The organism is Halomonas halmophila, assembly GCF_006540005.1.
GTDB lineage: Bacteria > Pseudomonadota > Gammaproteobacteria > Pseudomonadales > Halomonadaceae > Halomonas > Halomonas halmophila.
Genome location: NZ_BJOC01000012.1, coordinates 1 through 20,388, shown reverse-complemented (window position 1 = coordinate 20,388; position 20,388 = coordinate 1). Strand labels below are relative to the sequence as shown.

The window sequence follows — 20,388 nt, the reverse complement described above, 5'->3', positions numbered from 1 at the left end:
GAAATCCATGATGCTGAAATGATCAGCACACCTGAACGAACAACAAGGAAACCTCTCATGATCGATTCTCTGCCACGTCGCGCCTTGCTGTGCTCTCTCGTCGCCGGCCTCGGCGCAGGCGCCCTGGCCTTCAATGCCCAGGCCGCGACCACCATGGACTTCTCCAATGAATACAATGCCAGCTCGATCCACGCCGAGGGCGATGCCTGGTTCATCGACCGGGTCGAGGAGCTGACCAACGGTGAGGTGGATATCACCCTTCATACGGGGGCTTCTCTGGGCTTCCGATCCGGCGACCATTTCTACGCCGTGGCCGACAATGCCGTCCAGATCGCCGACAGCCTCTCGGGGACCCTGGCCGGCATCGATCCGATCTTCCTGCTGTCCTCGCTGCCGTTCCTCGCCGACGACGTGGAATCCGCCAAGCGGCTCTACGAGATCGCCAGGCCGGAATACGCCGAGGTATTCGAGAATAACAACCAGATCCTGCTCTACGCCTCGCCCTGGCCGGCCAGTGGTATCTGGTCCAAGGAGCCGGTCACCGACATGGCAAGCCTTCAGGACCTGAAGATTCGAACCTATGACCGCAACGGCACCGAGATCCTGCGCAATGCCGGGGCGGCCCCGGTCAAGCTGTCCTGGGCCGACGTGGTGCCGCAACTGGCCACCGGTGGCATCGAGGCCGTGCTGACCTCCGCGGAGTCCGGTGCCAATGGCAGCTTCTGGGAACACCTGAGCGACTTTAGCGCCATCAAGTACGCCATTCCGCTGAACATGGTGCACATGAACCGCGATGCCTTCGAATCGCTCAGCGAGTCCCAGCAGGACGCCATCCTGCAGGCCGCGGAAGAGACCGATGCGCATAACTGGGAGGTAGTCAAGGAGCGCGTGGCGCAGAACTACCAAACACTGGAGTCTCACGACGTCGCCATCCACGACCCGATTCCCGATGACTTCCGCGCCGGCCTCGAGGAAGCCGCCACGCCGGTGGTGGAGAACTGGCTGGAAGATATCGGTGAACGCGGCCAGACGATCATCAACGAATTCAACCAGACCAAGGCCTCCGACTAATGTCCCCGACTCCCGCACGGCCCAGCGGCCTGCTCGAGACGTTCAGCCACCGACTCGGCCAGCTCGCTTCCGGGCTGGCCCGGGTCGGCGCCTGGCTGGGCATGCTGCTGATCATCTACATGCTGGGCCACATCCTGCTGGAGATCGGCATGCGACTGTTCGGCCGTTCCACCTTCGTGCTGGATGAGTTCATCGGCTACAGCGTGGCCGCCATGACCTTCCTCAGCCTGCCCTATGCCCTGGAGCAGGGCGGGCTGATCCGGGTATCGCTGGTGCTCGAACGCTTTCCGGAACACCTGCGCTGGCCCTTCGAACTCTTCGCCAGCGTCTCGACGCTTCTGGTCTTCGGCTGGCTGGCACACTTCTGGACCATCGCCGTGCAACGCAGTTTCGCCCGCGGCATCGTCAGCCAGACACTGGCCGAAACACCGCTGTGGATTCCCCAGGGCGCGGTGCTAGTCGGTCTCTACCTGCTGTGTCTGATACTGGTGGCGCGCACTCTGCGCATCCTGATTCAACGCACCACCTTCAAGAGCGGAGCCTGACGGCATGGATATTCTGTTTATCGGCCTCGGGGTGCTGGCCATTCTGCTCGTCGTGCTGGCGCTGGGCAGCTGGATCTTCGCCGGCCTGGTGATCGTCGCCGTCCTCTCCCTATGGGGGCTCGGCGATTTCGGTTTCGACCGCATCGGCCTGATCCTGTCGAAGATTCTCTTCCGGGCGGCCAATAGCTGGGAGCTCTCGGCGATCCCGTTGTTCATCCTGATGGGCGAGCTGATCTTCCGCTCGGACATCGCCGAACGCCTGTTCAAGGGGCTCACGCCCCTGACCCGTCGTTTGCCCGGCGGCATCCTGCATACCAATGTGCTGGGCTGTACCCTGTTTGCTGCGGTCAGCGGCTCCAGCGCAGCGACCACGGCCACCATCGGCAAGATCACCACCCGGGAGCTCGCCGAGCGCGGTTATCACCGTGGTCTGTCGATCGGCTCGCTGGCCGGCGCCGGCAGCCTGGGGCTGCTGATCCCGCCGTCGATCGTCATGATCGTCTACGGCGTTCAGGCCGAGGTCTCAATCAGCAAGCTGTTCATGGCCGGTGTCATTCCGGGACTGGTGGTCGCGGTGCTGTACATCGGCTATGTCATGTTGCGCTGCCTGCTCAACCCGACTCTGGCGCCACGCCAGACCGCCGACGGTACCACCCTACTGCAGGCCCTGCGCCTGCTGGCTCCAGTACTCGGCCTGGTGTTCGTGGTGCTCGGCGCCATCTATACCGGCATCGCCACGCCCTCGGAAGCCGCGGCCATCGGCTGTGGTGCCACCCTGGTACTGTTGGCCATGGAGCGCCAGCTGAACCTGGTGTTGCTGCTCGACGCCCTGCGCGGCGCGCTGATCACTTCGGTGATGGTCTGCAGCCTGCTGGTGGCCGCGGCCATGCTGTCAACGGCCATGGGCTACCTGCACCTGCCCCGCGAGCTGGCCAGCTGGATCGCCCAGCAAGGGTTCTCGCCGATCGCCCTGCTGCTGGCCATGGCGCTGTTTTATATCCTGCTGGGGCTCTTTCTGGACGGCATCTCGATCACCGTGATGAGCCTGCCGATCACCCTGCCGATCATCATCCAGGCCGGTTACGACCCACTATGGTTCGGCGTCTTCCTGGTGATCATGGTGGAGCTCGGCCAGATCACCCCGCCGGTGGGCTTCAACCTCTTCGTACTGCAGGGGCTGACAGGCGAAAGCATCAGCCGGGTGGCCATCGCCGCCGCGCCCTTCTTCGCCCTGATGTGCCTGGCAGCGCTGATCATCAGCGTCTGGCCGCAGCTGGCACTGTGGCTGCCACAGTTTCTATCGGGCGGATGAAGCCCCCACCCTGTATGCGCCTTTCCGGATAACAGGTTTTCAACCCGAAACAAAAGCAGCCTCCCAACCGACAGGGTCAGGAGGCTGCCGACGTGACGCCGCGATGAAAAGCGAGCCGAGAAGGAGGAGCAGCACGCATGGCGTTTTGCCGCGTCACACTTCGAGCATGGTTCAGGCCGGCCATCTTGACCGTGGGATTTCTCCCCGCCTCGATGTAAGACATCACGGACAGCTTGAGCGAAGCGCCTGTGCAGGCGCTGTGCTGCATCCGGGGGCACGTTCGACATGACGCGCTGGCGACTCCCTCGCTGTAGCGCGTACAATGCCGGCCTTACCGGTCGGCGCCACTGGCAACGCCCGATGCCCTCATTCATGACCCTCCCGCGAGATGCTCACCTTTGCTTTCTACTGCCAACATCACCATGCAGTTTGGCCCCAAGCCGCTGTTTGAAAACGTTTCCGTCAAATTCGGCCAGGGTCATCGCTATGGCCTGATCGGCGCCAATGGCTGCGGCAAGTCGACCCTGATGAAGATTCTCGGCGGCGACCTGGAGCCCACCAGCGGCCAGGTCATGAAAGATGCGACCACGCGGCTCGGCAAGCTGCGCCAGGACCAGTTTGCCTTCGAGGATGAGCGCGTCATCGACACCGTGATCATGGGCAACGAGGAGCTCTGGCAGGTCTCGGCCGAGCGTGAGCGCATCTATGCCCAGGCCGCGATGAGCGAGGAAGACGGCATGGCGGTCGCCGACCTCGAGATACGCTTTGCCGAACTCGAGGGCTATACCGCCGAGGCACGCGCCGGCGAACTACTGCTGGGGCTGGGCATTCCGCTGGAACAGCACGACCAGCCGATGAGCGTGGTCGCCCCCGGCTGGAAACTGCGCGTACTGCTGGCCCAGGCGCTGTTCAGCGACCCGGACGTGCTGCTGCTGGATGAGCCGACCAACCACCTGGACATTCACACCATCGGCTGGCTGGAGGATATTCTCAAGGCCCGCTCGTCGACGATGATCATCATCTCCCACGACCGCCACTTCCTGAACAGTGTGTGTACCCACATGGCGGACCTGGACTACGGCGAGCTGCAGCTGTTTCCCGGCAACTATGACGAGTACATGACGGCCGCCACCCAGGCACGCGAACGCCAGCATGCCGAGAACGCCAAGAAGAAGGCGGAGATCGCCGAGCTCCAGCAGTTCGTCAGCCGCTTCTCGGCCAATGCCTCCAAGGCCAAGCAGGCGACCTCGCGCCAGCGCAAGATCGACAAGATCCAGCTCGAGGAGATCAAGCCGTCGTCGCGCGTCAGCCCCTTCATTCGTTTCGAGCCGCAGCGCAAGATTCATCGCCATGCCCTCAACGTCGAGGACCTCACCAAGGCCTGGGGCGACAATCTGCTGTTCGAGCGCCTGGGCCTGCGGGTCGAGGCCGGCGAGCGGGTGGCCATCATCGGGCCCAATGGCATCGGCAAGACCACCCTGCTCAACTGCCTGGTCGGTACCATGGCGCCGGATGCCGGCGAAGCCAGGTGGACCGATGCCGCCGAGGTGGGCTATTTCGCCCAGGATCACGCGGCGGATTTCGACGGTGGCGAGACGTTGTTCGAATGGATGCAGCAGTGGACCACCGGCGGCGAGCAGACGGTGCGCGGCGCGCTGGGACGCATGCTGTTTTCCAACGATGATATCGGCAAGTCGGTGAAGGTCATCTCGGGGGGCGAACAGGGACGCATGCTGTTCGGCAAGCTCATCCTGCAAAAGCCCAATGTGCTGGTCATGGACGAACCCACCAACCACCTGGACATGGAGTCCATCGAGTCGCTCAACCTGGCACTCGAGCACTATGCCGGCACCCTGATCTTCGTCAGCCATGACCGGGAGTTCGTCGGCTCGCTGGCGACCCGCATCATCGAGATGACCGAAGATGGCATCGTCGACTTCAGCGGCAGTTACGATGACTATCTGCGCAGTCAGGGTCTGTATGCCTGAAGGCACCCACAAACGGCAGATATAACAAAAGACGCCCACCATGATCGGTGAGCGTCGGGGTTGAGGGATGGCTGCCGGGCACGCCCGACAGCCCCTGTCAGGCCTTACAGCAGCCCGCCCTGGTCATCAGGCTGGATACCCATGAGGCCGATGTCGTCGCCCACCGGGGCGTCATCATTGGCCGGTTCCGATGTAGCACCGGGTTCCTCGTCGAGGTTCAGCATCGACATCATGCTGGCCATGCCATCGGCCACCCCATCCGGTTCACGAGTCATCTGGAAAGATGCCAGGTCCATCGAGCCGCCGTTGAAGGTCACGCGCAGTACCTGCACACCTTCCTCCAGGTCCAGCGTCAAGGAGGGTCCGTCTGCATAGACACCCCAGGCACCGGTGTTGGGCACCGCACCGCTGTCCTGCTCGTAGAAGCCACCCTCCTGCTCGACCGCCGCGGTGATGGTGCGTCCATCATTGGGACTCGAAGTGGAGAAGGTCAGGGTATGAGTACCCGCCTGCTCGACGTCGATGGTGTACTCGAGCCATTCGCCCTCGTCCACCCAGCCCACGGCCTCTCCTTCGCCGACGATATCCACGCCATCCCCGGGACGCACGTCCGTGCCGATCTGGAAGGCATCCGCGTCGTTGTAGGCAACGCCCTGACCACCCTCGTCATAGTTCACCGCATCGAGGTTGAGGCCGTCGTCGGCATCCACCTGCCAGGGCACACCTCCGGCACTGAAAGCCTGCTGACCATCCCGGCTCATGGTGAACGAGGCCAGATCCATGGAGCCACCGTTGAAGGTAACGCGCATGACCTGCTCGCCCGCTTCCAGAGCGACCTGGGCGTTATCAGTGGGCTGGAAGTTACCCCAGCCACCCGTCGGTGATACCGTGACCGGATCCATCTCGGTGTAGGGCGCCCCATTGTCCTTGGCGAAGGTCGCGGTGATGGTGCGCTGTGCCCCACTGCTGTCGCCCAGAGCCGCCAGGAACGACAGGTCATAGACGCCGGCCTGCTGGATGTCGAGGGTGTATTCCACCCATTCACCATTATCCACCCAACCGATCGCCTCACCGTCACCGACGATATCCACTCCGTCTCCGGGACGTACCGCGGTGCCGATCTGCGCGGCGTCGGCATCGTTGTAGGCGACATCCTGGCCCCCTTCGTCGTAGTTCACGGCATCGAGGCTGAAGTTGCCACCGACCTGCCAGGCCGAGCCATCCGCGGTGAAGGCCTGCTGGCCATCATTGGACGGGGCCTCGGTCACGTTCAGATTGAAGCTGGTCTGAGCACTGGCCTGGCCATCGGAGGCCGTGACGCTGACCTCGAACTCGCCGGTCTCGTCCGTGGTACCGGCGAAGATGCCATCACTCGACAGGCTCAGCCCCGCTGGCAGGCCACTGGCCGTGTAGCTGAGCTCATCCCCATCGGCATCCGTGAAGGCATCGGCGAGCGCCAGCTCGATGGGTTGGCCTTCGACCAGGCTGACATCCTCGATGCCCGACGCCACCTCGGGCGCCTGGTTGGTCGGTGTCAGCATGAACGAAGCCAGATCCATGGCCCCACCATTGAAGGTAAGCCTCAGCACCTGTTCGCCGGCTTCAAGCGCTACCTGTGTGGTGTCGGTCCGGGTGAAGTTGGTCCAGCTACCTGTCGATGATACCCCGACCGGTGACGCCGTTGCATAGGGCGTGTCCCCCTTGGCAAAGCTGGCGGTAATCGAGCGGGCCCCCGGGTTGGACGAGTCCATCGACGTCAGGAAGTCGAGGTCGTAGACACCGTCCTGCGCCACATTGATGGTGTATTCGACCCACTCGCCGTCCGCAATGAAGCCCAGCGACTGAGATGGCGTCGAGATGTCGACGGCCTCGTCGGAACGGAATCCATCGCCCTGGTGTGCCGCGTCGGCGTCGTTGTAGGCAACGTCCTGACCGCCGTTGTCATAGAAGCGCGCTTCCAGGTTCAGCCCGTCACTGCCCACCTCCCAGGCAGTCTGAGTATCGTTGAAGGCCGTCTGGGTATCCTCGGGCTCGACGAAGTCCATGCTGAAGGAGGCCAGATCGAGCTGTCCGCCATTGAAGGTCAGACGCATCACCTGCTCGCCTTCTTCCAGCTCAAAGGTCAGCGGACCCACGGTCTGGAAGCTGGTAAAGCTGCCGGTATTCGGCAAGTCCTGCACCTGAGCCGGCGTATAGAAGCTGCCATCCTGTTCGAAGGCCGCAGTGATGCTCTTGCCACCCGCGACGGCCGAGGTCGAGAAATTCAGCGTGTAAGTCCCCGCCGTCTCGACGTTCAGGGTGTACTCCACCCACTCGCCGTCCGCAATGTACCCTAGCGCCTCGGTACCGTTCGAAATATCCATCGCTTCACTGGAGCGGAAGGCGGCGCCGGAGTGGCCTGGCGTGGTGTCGTTGTAGGCCACACCCTGCCCGCCGTTGTCGTAAAACTTGGCCTCCAGCTCCAGACCATCGTTGCCCACCGCCCAGGCAGTTTCGTTGTCATTGAAGGCGGTCTGGCTCACCGGCCCCGGGTTGTCGAGGAAGTTCGGCACGCCGTCGTTGTCATCGTCGTCGTACAGGTCCACCCGGCCATTGTCATCGGCATCTTCCGCCCCTGCAGGGTCATAGGTGGTGACATTCTCCACCAGGAAGATGTTGTCGTTGTAGTCGTAGTTAACCCCCGCGTAGTCCTGGATCACGATATAGGTGTCCGGGATCACTTCACCGGCGGCGTCCTTGGCCACGTAGACGCGAATCAGATGACCATCGTTCTCGTCCCAGTTGAGGTTGGTGCCCGGGTTGCCGATGGCATCGATGGTGTCCTCATAGAGGTTGGCGTCCGGATCAGACCAGGAAATGTAGCCCTGACGGCCCGATATCTCGGCGAAGAAACCGAAGGGCGCATCGCGATCCAGCGTGGTGGTGGTCAGGGCGTCGCCATTGTTGAGGGTGCGCGGCAACAGCGTCTGGCCATCCGCCTCGTCGTGAGCCACGATCTCATCGAGATTGCGGCTGTCGACATCGTGCACGAAGAGTCGCGCCACATCGCCCTGGGTGTGGTAGGCCGCCAGCTGACTGATCTTGATCGGCGAGCTACCGTCGGCGCGCTGGAAGTACGGGGACAGGATCTCGTCGCCGTTGGCTTCCACCAGGCCGCCCTGGTTCATCTGGCTCTCGGCCACATTGGTCGAGTAACCGAAGGCATTGACGATTTCCTGGACCGCCGGCTCCTGCCCATTTTCCGACTGGTTCTGGGCCAGGCCCGCCAGTTGGATGACCTTCTCGCCCTCATCGGCATCGCTTGAGTCGATGACCAGGCTCGCCTCGTAGAGACTGCCGTCGTCGGGGTCGTCGGCAATGAAGCGTACACCCACCTCCACGGACTCACCCGGCGCCAGGCTGACGGCGGAGAAGGTCTCAGTCAGCTCGAACAGCGTCTCGTCACTGACCGCGACGCTATTGATATCGAGGTCTTCGAAGCCATCGTTGCGCAGCGTGATGGTGACTTCGTCATGTACCTCCTGAGCCGAGTTGGCCGGATTCTCGATGCGCGACATGACCAGACGATCATTGGACGGCACGCCGTCATTGTTGATCACCGTGAGCTCACCACCGGCCACTGGCGTCACACCCTCGATGAGGAACATGTTGTCGTTGTAGTCATAGTTGATGCCGGTGTAATCCATGATGCCGAGATAGGTGTTGGGAATCACGTTACCCTCGGCGTCCAGCGCCCGGAACATGCGCACCGTGTAGCCACGCTCGATACCCTCGGCATCCGCCGGCGGGGTATCGCCCCCCTCGGGATTGAGGGAGGGGTCCGTGGACAGGTTGGCCATTTCGATACCGAAGACACCGTTCCCGGTCCAGCCTCCCGGAATGTCGTTGCCGCCGAAGGTCATGGTGGCGAACTCGCCGTTCGACTTCACCGGCAGTATCGTCTGGTTGTTATCCCCGGCATGGTTGCTGAAGATCACGTCCTGGTTCACGTTACCCGGATTATGGATCCCCAGGGTGGCCCCGCCACTACCATGATAGGCCGCCAACTGAGTGATCTTCGCCTCGCCAGCGCCGTCGGCGAGCGACCAGTAGCGCGACAGTACTTCGTCGTCATTGACCGGCCGATAGAGGTCGAAGTCATCCAGTACCGAGTTCTGACCGGCACCGACGGTCGGCAGGCCATCGATACGGTTGCCGAAGCCGAAGACTTCCCACACCTCATTGACGTTGGGTTCCCAGCCGCCTTCGTCTTGAGCCTGCCAGAAGCCCGCCATGTGGACCTCGGCGATCGGCGAGTCGGCATCATTGGTGGTCAGGCGGATACTGCCCTCGAAGACACCGTCTCCCGCATCGTTGGTCGGCGCCGTATAGGCGTCACGATCGAACAGTACGGTCACATCCAGCGACTCACCGGCTGCCAGCGAGAGGCCATCGAAGATAGCCGGATCGGCAAGCTCGAAGGGACCCTCGACCAACGCATCCAGTACCTCCAGGGCCTCACTGCCGGTATTGGAGATCGTGACCGTTGCACTCTCCTTGAAGTCACGATCGTCGTTCACGGCACTGTTATTCTCTAGATAGCTGAAGTGCAGGCGATCAGAGTAGTAGGCCGCATCACCGCTCTCGACCGCGATATCGGCATTGTCATTGCCGGCCAGCGGCGTCACATCGAGATAGTCAAGGTCATCGGCCCCATCGGCGCCGGCCACCGCCCGCAGGTTGTACTCGACCCCTGCCTGGAGCTCGACATAGGTGCCTTCCTCGCCAGCATCGCCTTCACCCGGATAACTCAGCACCTCGACCGGCTGACCATTGAGCGTCAGCGTCAGGTTCTGCCCGTCATCGGCCCCTGCATTGGCGGCCAGGTCAAGACGATAGAGACCATCCGCGTCCACCGTGAAGTAGAAGTCCGCCGTCAACTCGTTGATCGTCCTCGCGCTATCGCCACTCTCCAGCTCGATGCGAGCGCCGTCGGAGACATCGGCATACACCGGCATGAAGTTGTCGGAAGGCACATCCGGGACTCTGAGCAGGTCAACATTAGGCCCATTGGCTTCGGGAGCCGTCACGCTGACGGTATTGCTGCCCGCCTGCAGATTGACCAACAGCTCCTGGAAAGACCACTCGTTTTCATCCTCGTTGCTCTGACCTGCAAAGTTGACCTGGCCCAGGTTGACGCCGTTGATACTCAGCTCCATCGGGCGGTCGGCCTTGCTCGCTGCCAGCGCATAGCGGAAGCCGATCTCGTAATTACCCGTCTCATTGACATCGATGGTCCAGGTGATGGTCTGATCGCCCGTGCCATCGAAATCGACGAAGCCATCGCCGGAGGCATTGCGGTCATCGACACTCTCCGGCACCACCACTGGCCCATCAAGCGAGGCATTTTCTGCCTCATAGTCGGTGAAGCCCGGGGTAGTATCCGGCGGTACCTGCAGCACTTCGAGCTGGTCGATATTGGGGCCGGTATTATTCGTGGCCTGCAGGCGCACGGTGTTTTCACCGACCACCAACGACGCCGCCACATCTTCGGTCAGCCACTCGGCCCAGGCCGCGTCGTCGGTCAGTCCTAACGGTGGGCTGAAGTCGAACACGCCGACACTGACGTTGTTGACGAACACCTCGAGCGGACGATCGGTATCGCCGCCGTTGGCATAGCGCAGCCGCAGGACCGACTCGCCGGCTTGTTCGGCGTTCAAATTGAAGCTGAAGGTCAGGAAGTCGGCATTGGTCGAGCCATAGTCGGCGTAGCCGCCCAGGATGCCGTCGTCGGGATTGGTGTTGCCATCCACGCCGAAGGAGCCGGGACGCAGGCCATTGGGCAGCCCTGCGGTCGTTTCGGGATTATCGATGTCACGGATCTGGATTTCAGCGCCGTTGCCATCGGCCATCGTCACCGAGGTACCGTCGTTCGGGGTGTTGTCTTCCGCCTGGATAGCCAGCAGCGATACCAGATCGTCGCCCGGTTCCGGATCGGGGTCGACCGGATCCACTACCCCGCCTGGTGCCGGATCAAGGCGGATGATCTGGCTCTGACCGTTGCCGCGATTGAGCGTCAACAGATAGAGCTGGCCGGTCACCGGGTTCTCGATGATGTCAAGCGGGTCGACATAGCTGATGACATTGCCGTCGGGATCACGCAGTACGTCATCGCCGATCACGTTGCCATTGGCATCCAGCGTGATAGAACGAATGTCATCACCACCCGAGTACTCGGTGAACAGCACATTACCCTGCAGGTTGCCGCCAAATATGCCGCTGGTGTACTCCACCGCGCCATTGGGCGAGCGGTTCTCGCCGAGTGAATAGACACCGGAAATGTCGTAGGTGCCTTCGGGGTCGATGCCACTCGGATATTTGGTGACCTGATTGGGGTCCGTGCCTCCAGTCGGGTTACCACCGTTCAGGATGTATTCACCGCGTAGCGGGTTGGGATGGCCGTAGTAGCCGCCTTCGACGATCTTGAACAGATAGTCGTCCTGCTTTTCGACATTGGTATAGCGTTCGTTCTCCGGCGTGGTGGGATCATCCGGCACACTGCCACCCGCCGCCGAGCCGTTGGTTGGCACATAGAGGAAGCCGTTGGAGTGCCAGACCAGGTCGTAGGCATTACGCGCCCCGGTGGCAAACAGCTGGAGCACCGCATCCTCGGCGAAGGGGTCGTAGTAACTCTGCAGCACCGTACCGCTGGCGTCCTGTACCGTGGCGACGCCGCGCTCATCGAACACCAGGAACTCCCCGTTGCCCATGGGGATGGGGTCATCCTTCGGGTGACCGTCCGGGTCATCATAGCGGGTGTTCTGGCCGTCATCGGGCACGGGTTCGGTGGACACATCAAAGCCACCGGCCGGCGCATCCCGGGTGGGATCGATCTCCATGACAGACGCATTCAGCAGGCGTTCCGGGCGATTGCCCCAGGCACTATCCGGCTCGCCCATGGCCGAGTTGGAGCCCTGGATGAGATACAACAGGTGCGTCGGCACATCGGGATTGGTGGTCGCGTCGTAGTCCGGGTTCTCGCGGAACTCGAGGCTGTTGGTGACGTGGTCGCCATTGGAGCGTGGCAGCCCGGTGATGTAAGTCTCGGCAGTCCCCGAGAAGTCGTTGCCGCCATCCAGGGTGATCTTGGTGATCCGGCCACTGAAATCCGGCACACCATTATCTCGCCCATTGAGCGGGATCGGGTAGTTATCGGTGGCCCACAGCACGTTGGGATCATTCGGATCGACCACCAGGCCGATAATGCCGCGCTGCTGGCTTTCTCCCGGCTGGTCGAAGTAGTCGTTGGGCAGGCTCAGTTGCTGACGATTGGACAGCGAGCCGTCGTTGGGATCGATATCGTAGCGCAGGACCTCCCCACTAATGGTCGCCACGTACATGGTCGAGCCGTCGGAGGTGATCTCAAGCGACGTGAAACCAAAGGCATTGTCGGCAGCGCCGTTGAGCTCGACCACATCGTTGAAGGCCACGTCCCGGGCGACCACTTCGGGTGCTTCACCGGTCACGAAGGTGTTGGTGTATTTCTGGAACTCGCGGGTCGGCGCATCACCGTCATCATTGGGGCCACGATCCCGGAAGCCATCGATCACCAGGGTATAGCTGGTGAACGGCTTGAGCGCCTGACTCGGCGAGATGGTCAGTGAGTCGAAACCGCCGGTCGTATTGGCGTTGTAGGCAACTTCTTCGCCAGTGACCGTCTCGATCAGCCGCACCGAACCGTCATTCAGGCTCTCGAGCAAGGCACCGCCGCGACCATCAACCACCGAGATACCCACGAAGATATCCGATGTCGGGTCAACGCCGGTGGGGATAGCGCCGTCCTCGGGATCGAGATTGACCTCGACCTCGTTTTGCCCCACGCCGGCGATCGCACGAGCATCGGTGAAGACAGCGTAGTCTTCCGGTGCGGCGCGAGCGTCATCCGGCGTCAGATCCGGCAGTGACTGGATCTCGAGGTACTGGATCTCGGTGTTTTCGTTGTCGAGCCCCAGCGAATCGAGTGTCAGGCGGCCGTCGGTGACCTGCACGACACGGGTCACCAGATCGGATCGAGCCCCCTCGGTGTCATCCCCCGGATTACCGTCTTCCGGAAAATCATCCGGCCGGGAGGGGGTGAAGGGGTCGTTGAACAGCTCGCCCTCGGCGTTCAGGACGTTATTGCTGTCATAGGGGCCAGACGTATCGCCGATGGAGACCGTCACCTCGTAGTAGCCGTTCTCCAGCTCCATTTCCCAGCCGGCGCGCACATAGGCGCTTCCGGGCTGGTCGAAGTGGGCATAGGTGCCCTGACGCGGATCGAGACCGGCGATATCATCGGTACGGTCGTTGACCGCGACGCTGGTCAGACTCGAGATATCCAGCGGGGTCGTGCCGGGTTCGCCATCGTAGATAGACGCCTCGGTCACCCAGCCATACTGGTAGGTCTGACCGTCGATGGTCACCGATTGAGTGCCGAACGCCTTGCCGTTGTCGGCGATATAACCGTCCGGCACTGCCACGCCTTCGGGCTGGAAGTTGACCTTGACCGAGAACCGGTCCACGGGTTCAACCACATCCGGCGGCTCGACACCCTCGCGCGTGACACTCAGACGATCGATATTGGGGCCAGCGTTACCCAGGTTCTCAAGCCGGATAGTGTTACTGCCCGCCTCGAGTTCAACCTCGATAGTGGCCTCTTGCCAGTTCAACCAGCCGTCATTGCCGTTGCCGGTAATCGGGAAGGCCATCTCCCCCTGGGACTCGCCGCCCACCAGTATGTCCATGGGCCGATTCGCGCCACCTCCATCACCGTTGGTGTAGCGCACGCTCAGGGTATAGGTGCCGGCATCCTCGACGTCGACTTCGAAGGACCCCGCATCACCGGCCTCACCGCCCATATCGAGGTAACCGCTGCCGGTATAGCCATCCCATAGCCCATCGGGGCCCGCCGCTTCGTTGGTCTCCGGATTGCTGGCATCACGCACCACTGTATCGGGCGTCGGCTCGTCGTCATCGATCGACAGCGTCTCGCCCTGAATCTCGAAGTTGAAGGGCGTCGGTCCGGTATCGTCACCATCCAGCGCGAAGGTCACCTGGTCGATGTTAGGGCCGTTGGCCACACCACCGTCAGCCGCCGTGGGGATGGTCAGCGAGAAGGTGTTGTCACCCTCTTCCAGGGTCACTTGCACCTCGAGCTCGAGCCACTGGTCCCAGGGATCATTGACGCCGTCATCGGCCGCATTGGGGAAGGCCACCTGAGGCTGGGAACTGCCATTGACGGTCAGGTCCAATGGTCGTGGTGTTGCACCACCGTTGGCATAACGGATGGTAGCTGTGTAAGTGCCAGCGGCTGGCGCATCGACGTTGAATGTTATCTGGTCGCCGGCATCGGTGCCGAAATCCAGGTAAGCGTCACCGACTCCTCCTTCTCGGTAGTTGCCGAAGTCATCGGGGTTGTTCACGTCCACCGTACGTGTAACGGCCCCTTGGGCGGTGCCGCCGACATCGGTAACGCTGGCGTCTTCGCCCTGCAGAGTGAAGGGTTCCACCACGACGTTGCCATCGTCGATAGTCACGCTGTCGCTTGCCTGGGCCTCGTTGCCGACCGCGTCGGTGACGATCAGGGTCACCTCGACACTGCCGCTCTGGCCGCTGAGGTCGACGCTGATATCGCCACTGGCATCAGGCGTCACCGTGCTGCGGGTCGTGCCACCATCCAGGCTGACTTCATAACTGACGATGTCATCATCGGCACCGGCGACATTGAACATCGCAGCGGCAAGCTGACCGGGTTCCAGGCTGTCATCGGCCGCCGTCAGGCTCAGGTCGCCGTCTTCATCGGCGCTGCTATCCACCGGAATCGGCCCACTGCCACCCTCGGTGACCTCGATGCGATCGATATTCGGGCCGGTGTTGGCCCCCTCAGGAATCGCCAGCTCGATGTTGTTGGTGCCAGCTTGCAGGGTCACGGTCACTGTCTCGAACAACCAGTTGTCGAATCCTTCCTGCGGACCGGTACCATCCGGGTCGGTGGCCAGCATATCGAGCACGACGGGGGAACCGTCATTGACCACCAGGTCGAGCGGGCGATCGGAATTGGTGGCATAGCGCACACTGATGTCGTATTGCCCGGCCTGGGTTACATCGACCTGCCAGGTCACGTTATCGCCGGCGGTGTCACCGAAGTCCAGATAGCCGGTACCGGTAAAGCCGGGACGCAGGCCATCGACCAGGTCATCGTTGTCCTCGGGATTGCCGGCATTGCGGATCGTGGTATCGGTCTGGTTGGCATCGTCATCGAAGCTGGTGACCGTGCCATCCTGAATCTGCAGGCTAATAGGCGTGAAGGGGGCTTCATCGACATCGTCCACGCTGACTTCCAGGGTCTGGACGTCGCTAAGGTCGCCGTCAGTAACGGTCACCTCCACCTCATAGACACCATCTTCGTCATCATCCACCGCCAGTTCGAAGTCACGGGCGCTGGTAAAGCTCAGCACGCCGGTCGCCTCGTCGATGGTAAACAGCGGCGCATCAACGCCTCCCGTTATGGCAAACACCGGCGCATTGAGCCCTGTGGTTACACCATCTTCATCTATCAGCGGGATAGCACCGATCTCGGTCAGATTTTCGTCCACCGAATAGGCGGCCTGATCGATGGAAATGCTCTCGTTGAGATCCGCCACCGTGATCAAGGTGTCCTGGGAGATACTGTCTTCGCCGTCGGATAAGGTCACGGTCAGCTCGTAGACACCGTCTTCATCGCTGTCGGCCGCCAATTCCGCATTCGGCGGGTTGACGAATGACAGGCCTCCGCTTGTCTCGTCGTAAGTGAACAGTGCGGCATCGACACCGGAGAGTGTCACGGTCAGGCTGTCGCCATCGGCATCATCTACCACCAGGCTGGCCACGGCTGCGCTGTTCTCATCAACGCTGACATCGGCCGCCAGGCCTTCTAGCGTCGGCACGGCGTTGACCGGTTCTTCGATGCGCTCGAACACCAGCGAGTCGATGCGCATCAGCTCACCACCGGCTCCGCGCAGTTCGAGGCTTGCCAGGTCACCGGCGGTGACCTCGAAAGGTGTTTCGAAGACAATTTCCTTGCGGTTGCCGCTCTGACCGGCGTTACCCCGCGCACCGCTTCCCACGATGGAGCCGAATTCATCGCTGAGTACCACATCGGCGCTCAGGCTATCACTCGCGGTATTGCGTGCTTCGAGCACGCTATCGCCAATGGCCAGGGTCAATGCACCTTCACCATCGCTTTCATCAAATACATACAGTCGCGCGACGTACCAGCCAGGCTCCACACCACCGGCCGACAGATCGGTACTGATGGTGGCGGGCGTATTGCTGGTGAGCCGAATCAGCTGTTCGTTCGATGCACTCGCGCTGCCGGTCACGATCAGGTTGGAGGCATCGAGGTCGGTGAAGTCTTCCGCCTCGATGGTGATGGCATCTCCCACCTGGGTACCTTCGATGACAAAGCTCAGCGCCTGGGTGACGGAGAGCCCCTGTGGATCTGTGGCCCGAATCACCGCATCGAAGTTGCCTCCTTGATTCGGAATGCCTTGAATGACGCCATCCACCACCTCTAGACCCGCTGGCAGATTCTCGGCGGACAAGGTCAAGCTATCGCCATCGGGATCGGAGAACAGCCCGGCGAAGTCCGCCAGTGGAATCTCGATGAAGTTCTCGCCCACCTCACCAAAGTACGGCTCCAGCGCGACAGGCTCCACGACCGGGGCATCGTTGACGTTCTCGATGCTCAGAGCAAAGTCAGTATCGGTGCTGGTGGTGCCGTCACTGGCGGTGATCGTGACGGTATAACTGCCAGGCGCCAAGCCATCGAGACTACCGGACAGCACTTTGCCGTCGACGCTCAGGCTATCCACGTCAACCGGCTGGCCACCTCCATCGGTGACCTCGAAACTGAAGTTGAGGGCATCGCCATCGTCATCGACGAAGGGCAGGTCCACCTCGAGGTTCGAGCCTTCATCCAGGCTGAAGTCGGCGATACCACCGCCGACTACCCGTGGGGCGCTATTCGTGTCGTCGGCGTCGGCTTCCGACAGGCTCACGACACTGAAACTCGCACTCCCCTTGGCACCCAGGTCATCGTCGTTGACGAAGACCAACGAATCGACAGTCGTGCCCGCATGCGCCGACAGGTCGATGGTGAAGCGGGAGGTACCATCACCGTTGTCCACACCCTGCCCACGCAGGTCCACGAAACCGCCCTGGGACTGGGTCCCACCGAGCTGATAGACGCTGTTGCCGCCATTGAAGGGGTTGTCATCGGCATCGAAGCCGATCGCGACAATTTCCGAGGCCGGCGAGCTCGAAATGGCCAGATCCAGTGTCAGTAAGGTATCAGCGGTGATCGTGTAGCTGCTCGGCAGTTCTGCCCGTTTCCAGACGTTATCGTTCAGCGTGAGCGTGGCGCCGTCGTCTTCTACCGCAACGCCGGTACCATTTGCCGGGTTATCCTGAGTGTCGTTATAGGCACTGATGGTCGCGTCATCGAAGGTGACATCGAGCAGTATCGGATCGGCTGAACCCGCCAGTGTCACGGTATCCGCTGCGCTGGCTTCGTTACCGGCCACATCCGTCACGATCAGCGTCACGGTCACCTCGCCCGGGCCTTGCCCCGACAGATCAACCGATAGAGTATCGCCATCACTGGTAGCGGCCTGGCGAGTGACGCCGCCGTCGAAGCTCACCTCAAGGGTCGAGTCGGCGTCGATGCCCACCACGCTGAACACCACTGAGTCACTAGCATCCGTGGCGATCTCGGCATCCGGGCCGTCCAGCGCCAGGTCGGCGTTTTCATCGGCGGTGGTATCGAGCGTAAGGTCCAGTGTCTGCTCGGCACGGTTGCCATAGGCATCCATGGCAATTAGCGTGGAGGAAAGGTCGCCATCCGCATACCCGGACAGGTCCAGGGTAAAGTTGCCATCCGCATTCGGGGTGACTTCCTCGACACTGACGCCACCATCCAGAGTCACGCCGACGAACACAATATCATCATCACGCCCGGTCACACTGAATTCGGCAGCCCCGGCGGTGGCACCATTGATAATGGTATCGGCCGCACTGAAGGTCAGCGATGGCGCATCCACATCGGCAACCACATCGTCCACAGGTCCGGAGCCAGCGGTGGTCACCTCGAGCCGGTCGAGGTTCGGACCTCTGCCAGCGCCAGCGGGGATACTCAGGGTAATGGTGTTGTCGCCGGCCGCCAGCTCGACGGTCTGGGTCTGGTATCCCCAGACATCGAAACCTTCGGGGTCGACGTTGTCTGCATTGGTATCGGTCGAGACAAACGCCTGCTCGGCCAGGGGCGAGCCGTTGACGGCAAGGCTCATCGGACGATCGCCGCTGCTGGCGTAGCGGAAGTTGAGGTCATAACTGCCCGCCTCGGTGACATTGACCGTAAAGCTCAGGCTGTCTCCCGGCTGGCTACCATAATCCACATAGCCCGTCCCCGAGTAGTCGGGGCGCAGGCCTTGAAAGCTCGACCCATCCTCGGGGTTCTGCGCATCGCGAACCAGGGTGCCAGTGTCGTTGTCGATACCCAGTTCGGCATCCTCGGCCTGCACGACGATAGGGTCGATGACCGGGCCGGTGGGATCGACCGCCTCGGCGACCAACGCCACCTCGATCTTGTCGATATTGGGGCCATCGTCACCGCCTCCCAGTCGCAGGGTATGACTCCCCGCTTCGAGGGTGATGTTCAGGGTTTCGGTCGACCAGCCTTCCCATTCGGTTTGACGCGTCGGGTTTCCGCCACCAGCTGCCGCCGGTTGATTAGGCGCTGGCACATCGCTGACATCATCAGGATAGTAATTGGGCTCCGCAACCGGGCCAAACTGGAAGACACCAATCTGGCTTGGCGTACCATCCTCGACCAAAGACAGGTTCAACGGACGTCCAGAGCTGGTCGCATAGGTCACGCTGATGCTATAGGTGCCGGCAGTCGCCACATCCAGGGTAAAGTCACCGTAGGCATCGACATTGCCCTTGGCCCAGTCGAGGTAGCTTGCGCCTTCTGCTCCGACCCGAAAGGTTTCCTCGCCACCGGTGAAGCTGGCGATATTGTCGACCGTCACCACCCGATTGGTTCCATTATCATTCGGGTCCGTTGACGACAGCGCCAGGTCTTCGCCCTGTACGACATGGACATCAGGATCCGGTGCGCGCACTTCCAGGTAATCGACATTGGGACCACTGGCGCCGTTGGAAGTGAAGGAAACCGTATTCTCGCCCTGCTCCAGCTGCACGCGAATCGTACGCTCGCCGAAGTCACTGAAATCGGCGGCATCACCGGTCAGGGTCGTGCTCGGCAGGTCGAACATGCGGTCCTGGAGCTCGCCATTGACATCGAGACGCAGCGGTCGATTGCGCTCGGCTCCACCATCATCCTGGCTAAGCGCATAGCCAAGGGCGAGCTCGTACTCACCGGCCTCGTCGACCGAGAAAGTGAATGCCAGGGTTTCGCCGGTCGCATCGCCGTAATCGGCATAGGCGCCACCGGAGGCATTCACCGCATTGTCGCCATCGGCCACCAGCGCGATGCTGCCCCCGCCAATGGTGGCCGAATTGCCATCAGTGTCGTCCTGGTCCTCGGCTTCGATACGGATGGTGGCAAAATCGCTCGGCGCGATGGCAGCCGCGGCCATTTGCGGCGCATCCTCGGTATCGGCGAGCAAGGCTGCTGCAGGTGCCGAGTCATCCATCGGTGTCTCTTCAGCGATGGGCGGTGCCACGGAGAAATCAAAGTCCTGACGGGAACCGGGCATGGTACGCCCGGCCTCGTCCATCGCTTCCAGCCACATCTTCAGTTTGCCGGGTCCGGGAGTCGGCAGATCACCAAATACGAAGGGCCTTTCAAAGCGTTCGAAAACGGATTGATGGTGGTGCTCGTCTTCCAGTGTCATTCGCATGGCCTGGACCGAATTGCCCCAGTCAGATGGAAACGGCGTAACCCATAAATCGTTGTTCTGGAATCTCTCCCCTGCCAGTTGATCGCCGTTACTGATACGACCCGAAACGCCTTTCAGATGATTCGAAACGAATGACATGAAATACATTTTCCCACCCCGCAGCCATGTTTTTTCTCAACCCAGCTATCTCGTCATCCGCATTGTTAAAGAAACCGTGACAGCTGAGCATCGGGAATATTAATCACCTAGCATTCAGGGCCATCTCCGACCCCACAACATTCTCCACACCAAAGCTGGAGAACCACAACCGAGTCTAGAACAGCCTCAAAGGAGAAAAAACATTTTTTAAAACAATAAAACACCTCACAAACCGCCTACAAAAAAACGATAAAAAAACCACAATAAAATCAATAATATAAAAACAAAAAAATCTTACCCCAATGAAAAAATCATACTCAAACACTAATAATTAGTGCTTCACCATTAAAAAAGTGCTACCTAAAAAACCAAAAAACCATCTCGACAAAACCAAAAACTCGGCTGCTTATCTA

The 20,388-nt window shown here is 61.2% G+C and carries 5 protein-coding genes; 4 read left to right on the top strand and 1 reads right to left on the bottom strand.

All coding sequences use genetic code 11. From position 1 onward, the window contains the following. Positions 1–57: 57 nt before the first annotated feature. From HHA01_RS03700 to HHA01_RS03685, 4 genes are all read left to right on the top strand, one after another. Positions 58–1,071, top strand: a complete 1,014-nt coding sequence (locus tag HHA01_RS03700) for a TRAP transporter substrate-binding protein (RefSeq protein ID WP_141317863.1) — start codon at positions 58–60, stop codon at positions 1,069–1,071. Continuing rightward, positions 1,071–1,616, top strand: coding sequence for a TRAP transporter small permease (locus tag HHA01_RS03695; protein ID WP_141317861.1), 546 nt, complete (start codon positions 1,071–1,073; stop codon positions 1,614–1,616). Before HHA01_RS03700 ends, HHA01_RS03695 begins: the two co-directional genes overlap by 1 nt. A 4-nt stretch (positions 1,617–1,620) precedes the next feature. Beyond that, entirely contained in the window at positions 1,621–2,928 is a 1,308-nt protein-coding gene (locus HHA01_RS03690) for a TRAP transporter large permease (RefSeq protein WP_141317859.1), read from the top strand. A gap of 398 nt (positions 2,929–3,326) precedes the next feature. Continuing rightward, positions 3,327–4,916, top strand: a complete 1,590-nt coding sequence (locus HHA01_RS03685; protein ID WP_141317857.1) for an ABC-F family ATPase — start codon at positions 3,327–3,329, stop codon at positions 4,914–4,916. A gap of 104 nt (positions 4,917–5,020) precedes the next feature. Here HHA01_RS03685 and HHA01_RS03680 read toward each other — a convergent pair whose 3' ends face one another. Then, positions 5,021–19,831, bottom strand: coding sequence for a carbohydrate-binding protein (locus HHA01_RS03680; protein ID WP_170214828.1), 14,811 nt, complete (start codon positions 19,829–19,831; stop codon positions 5,021–5,023). Positions 19,832–20,388: the final 557 nt, after the last annotated feature.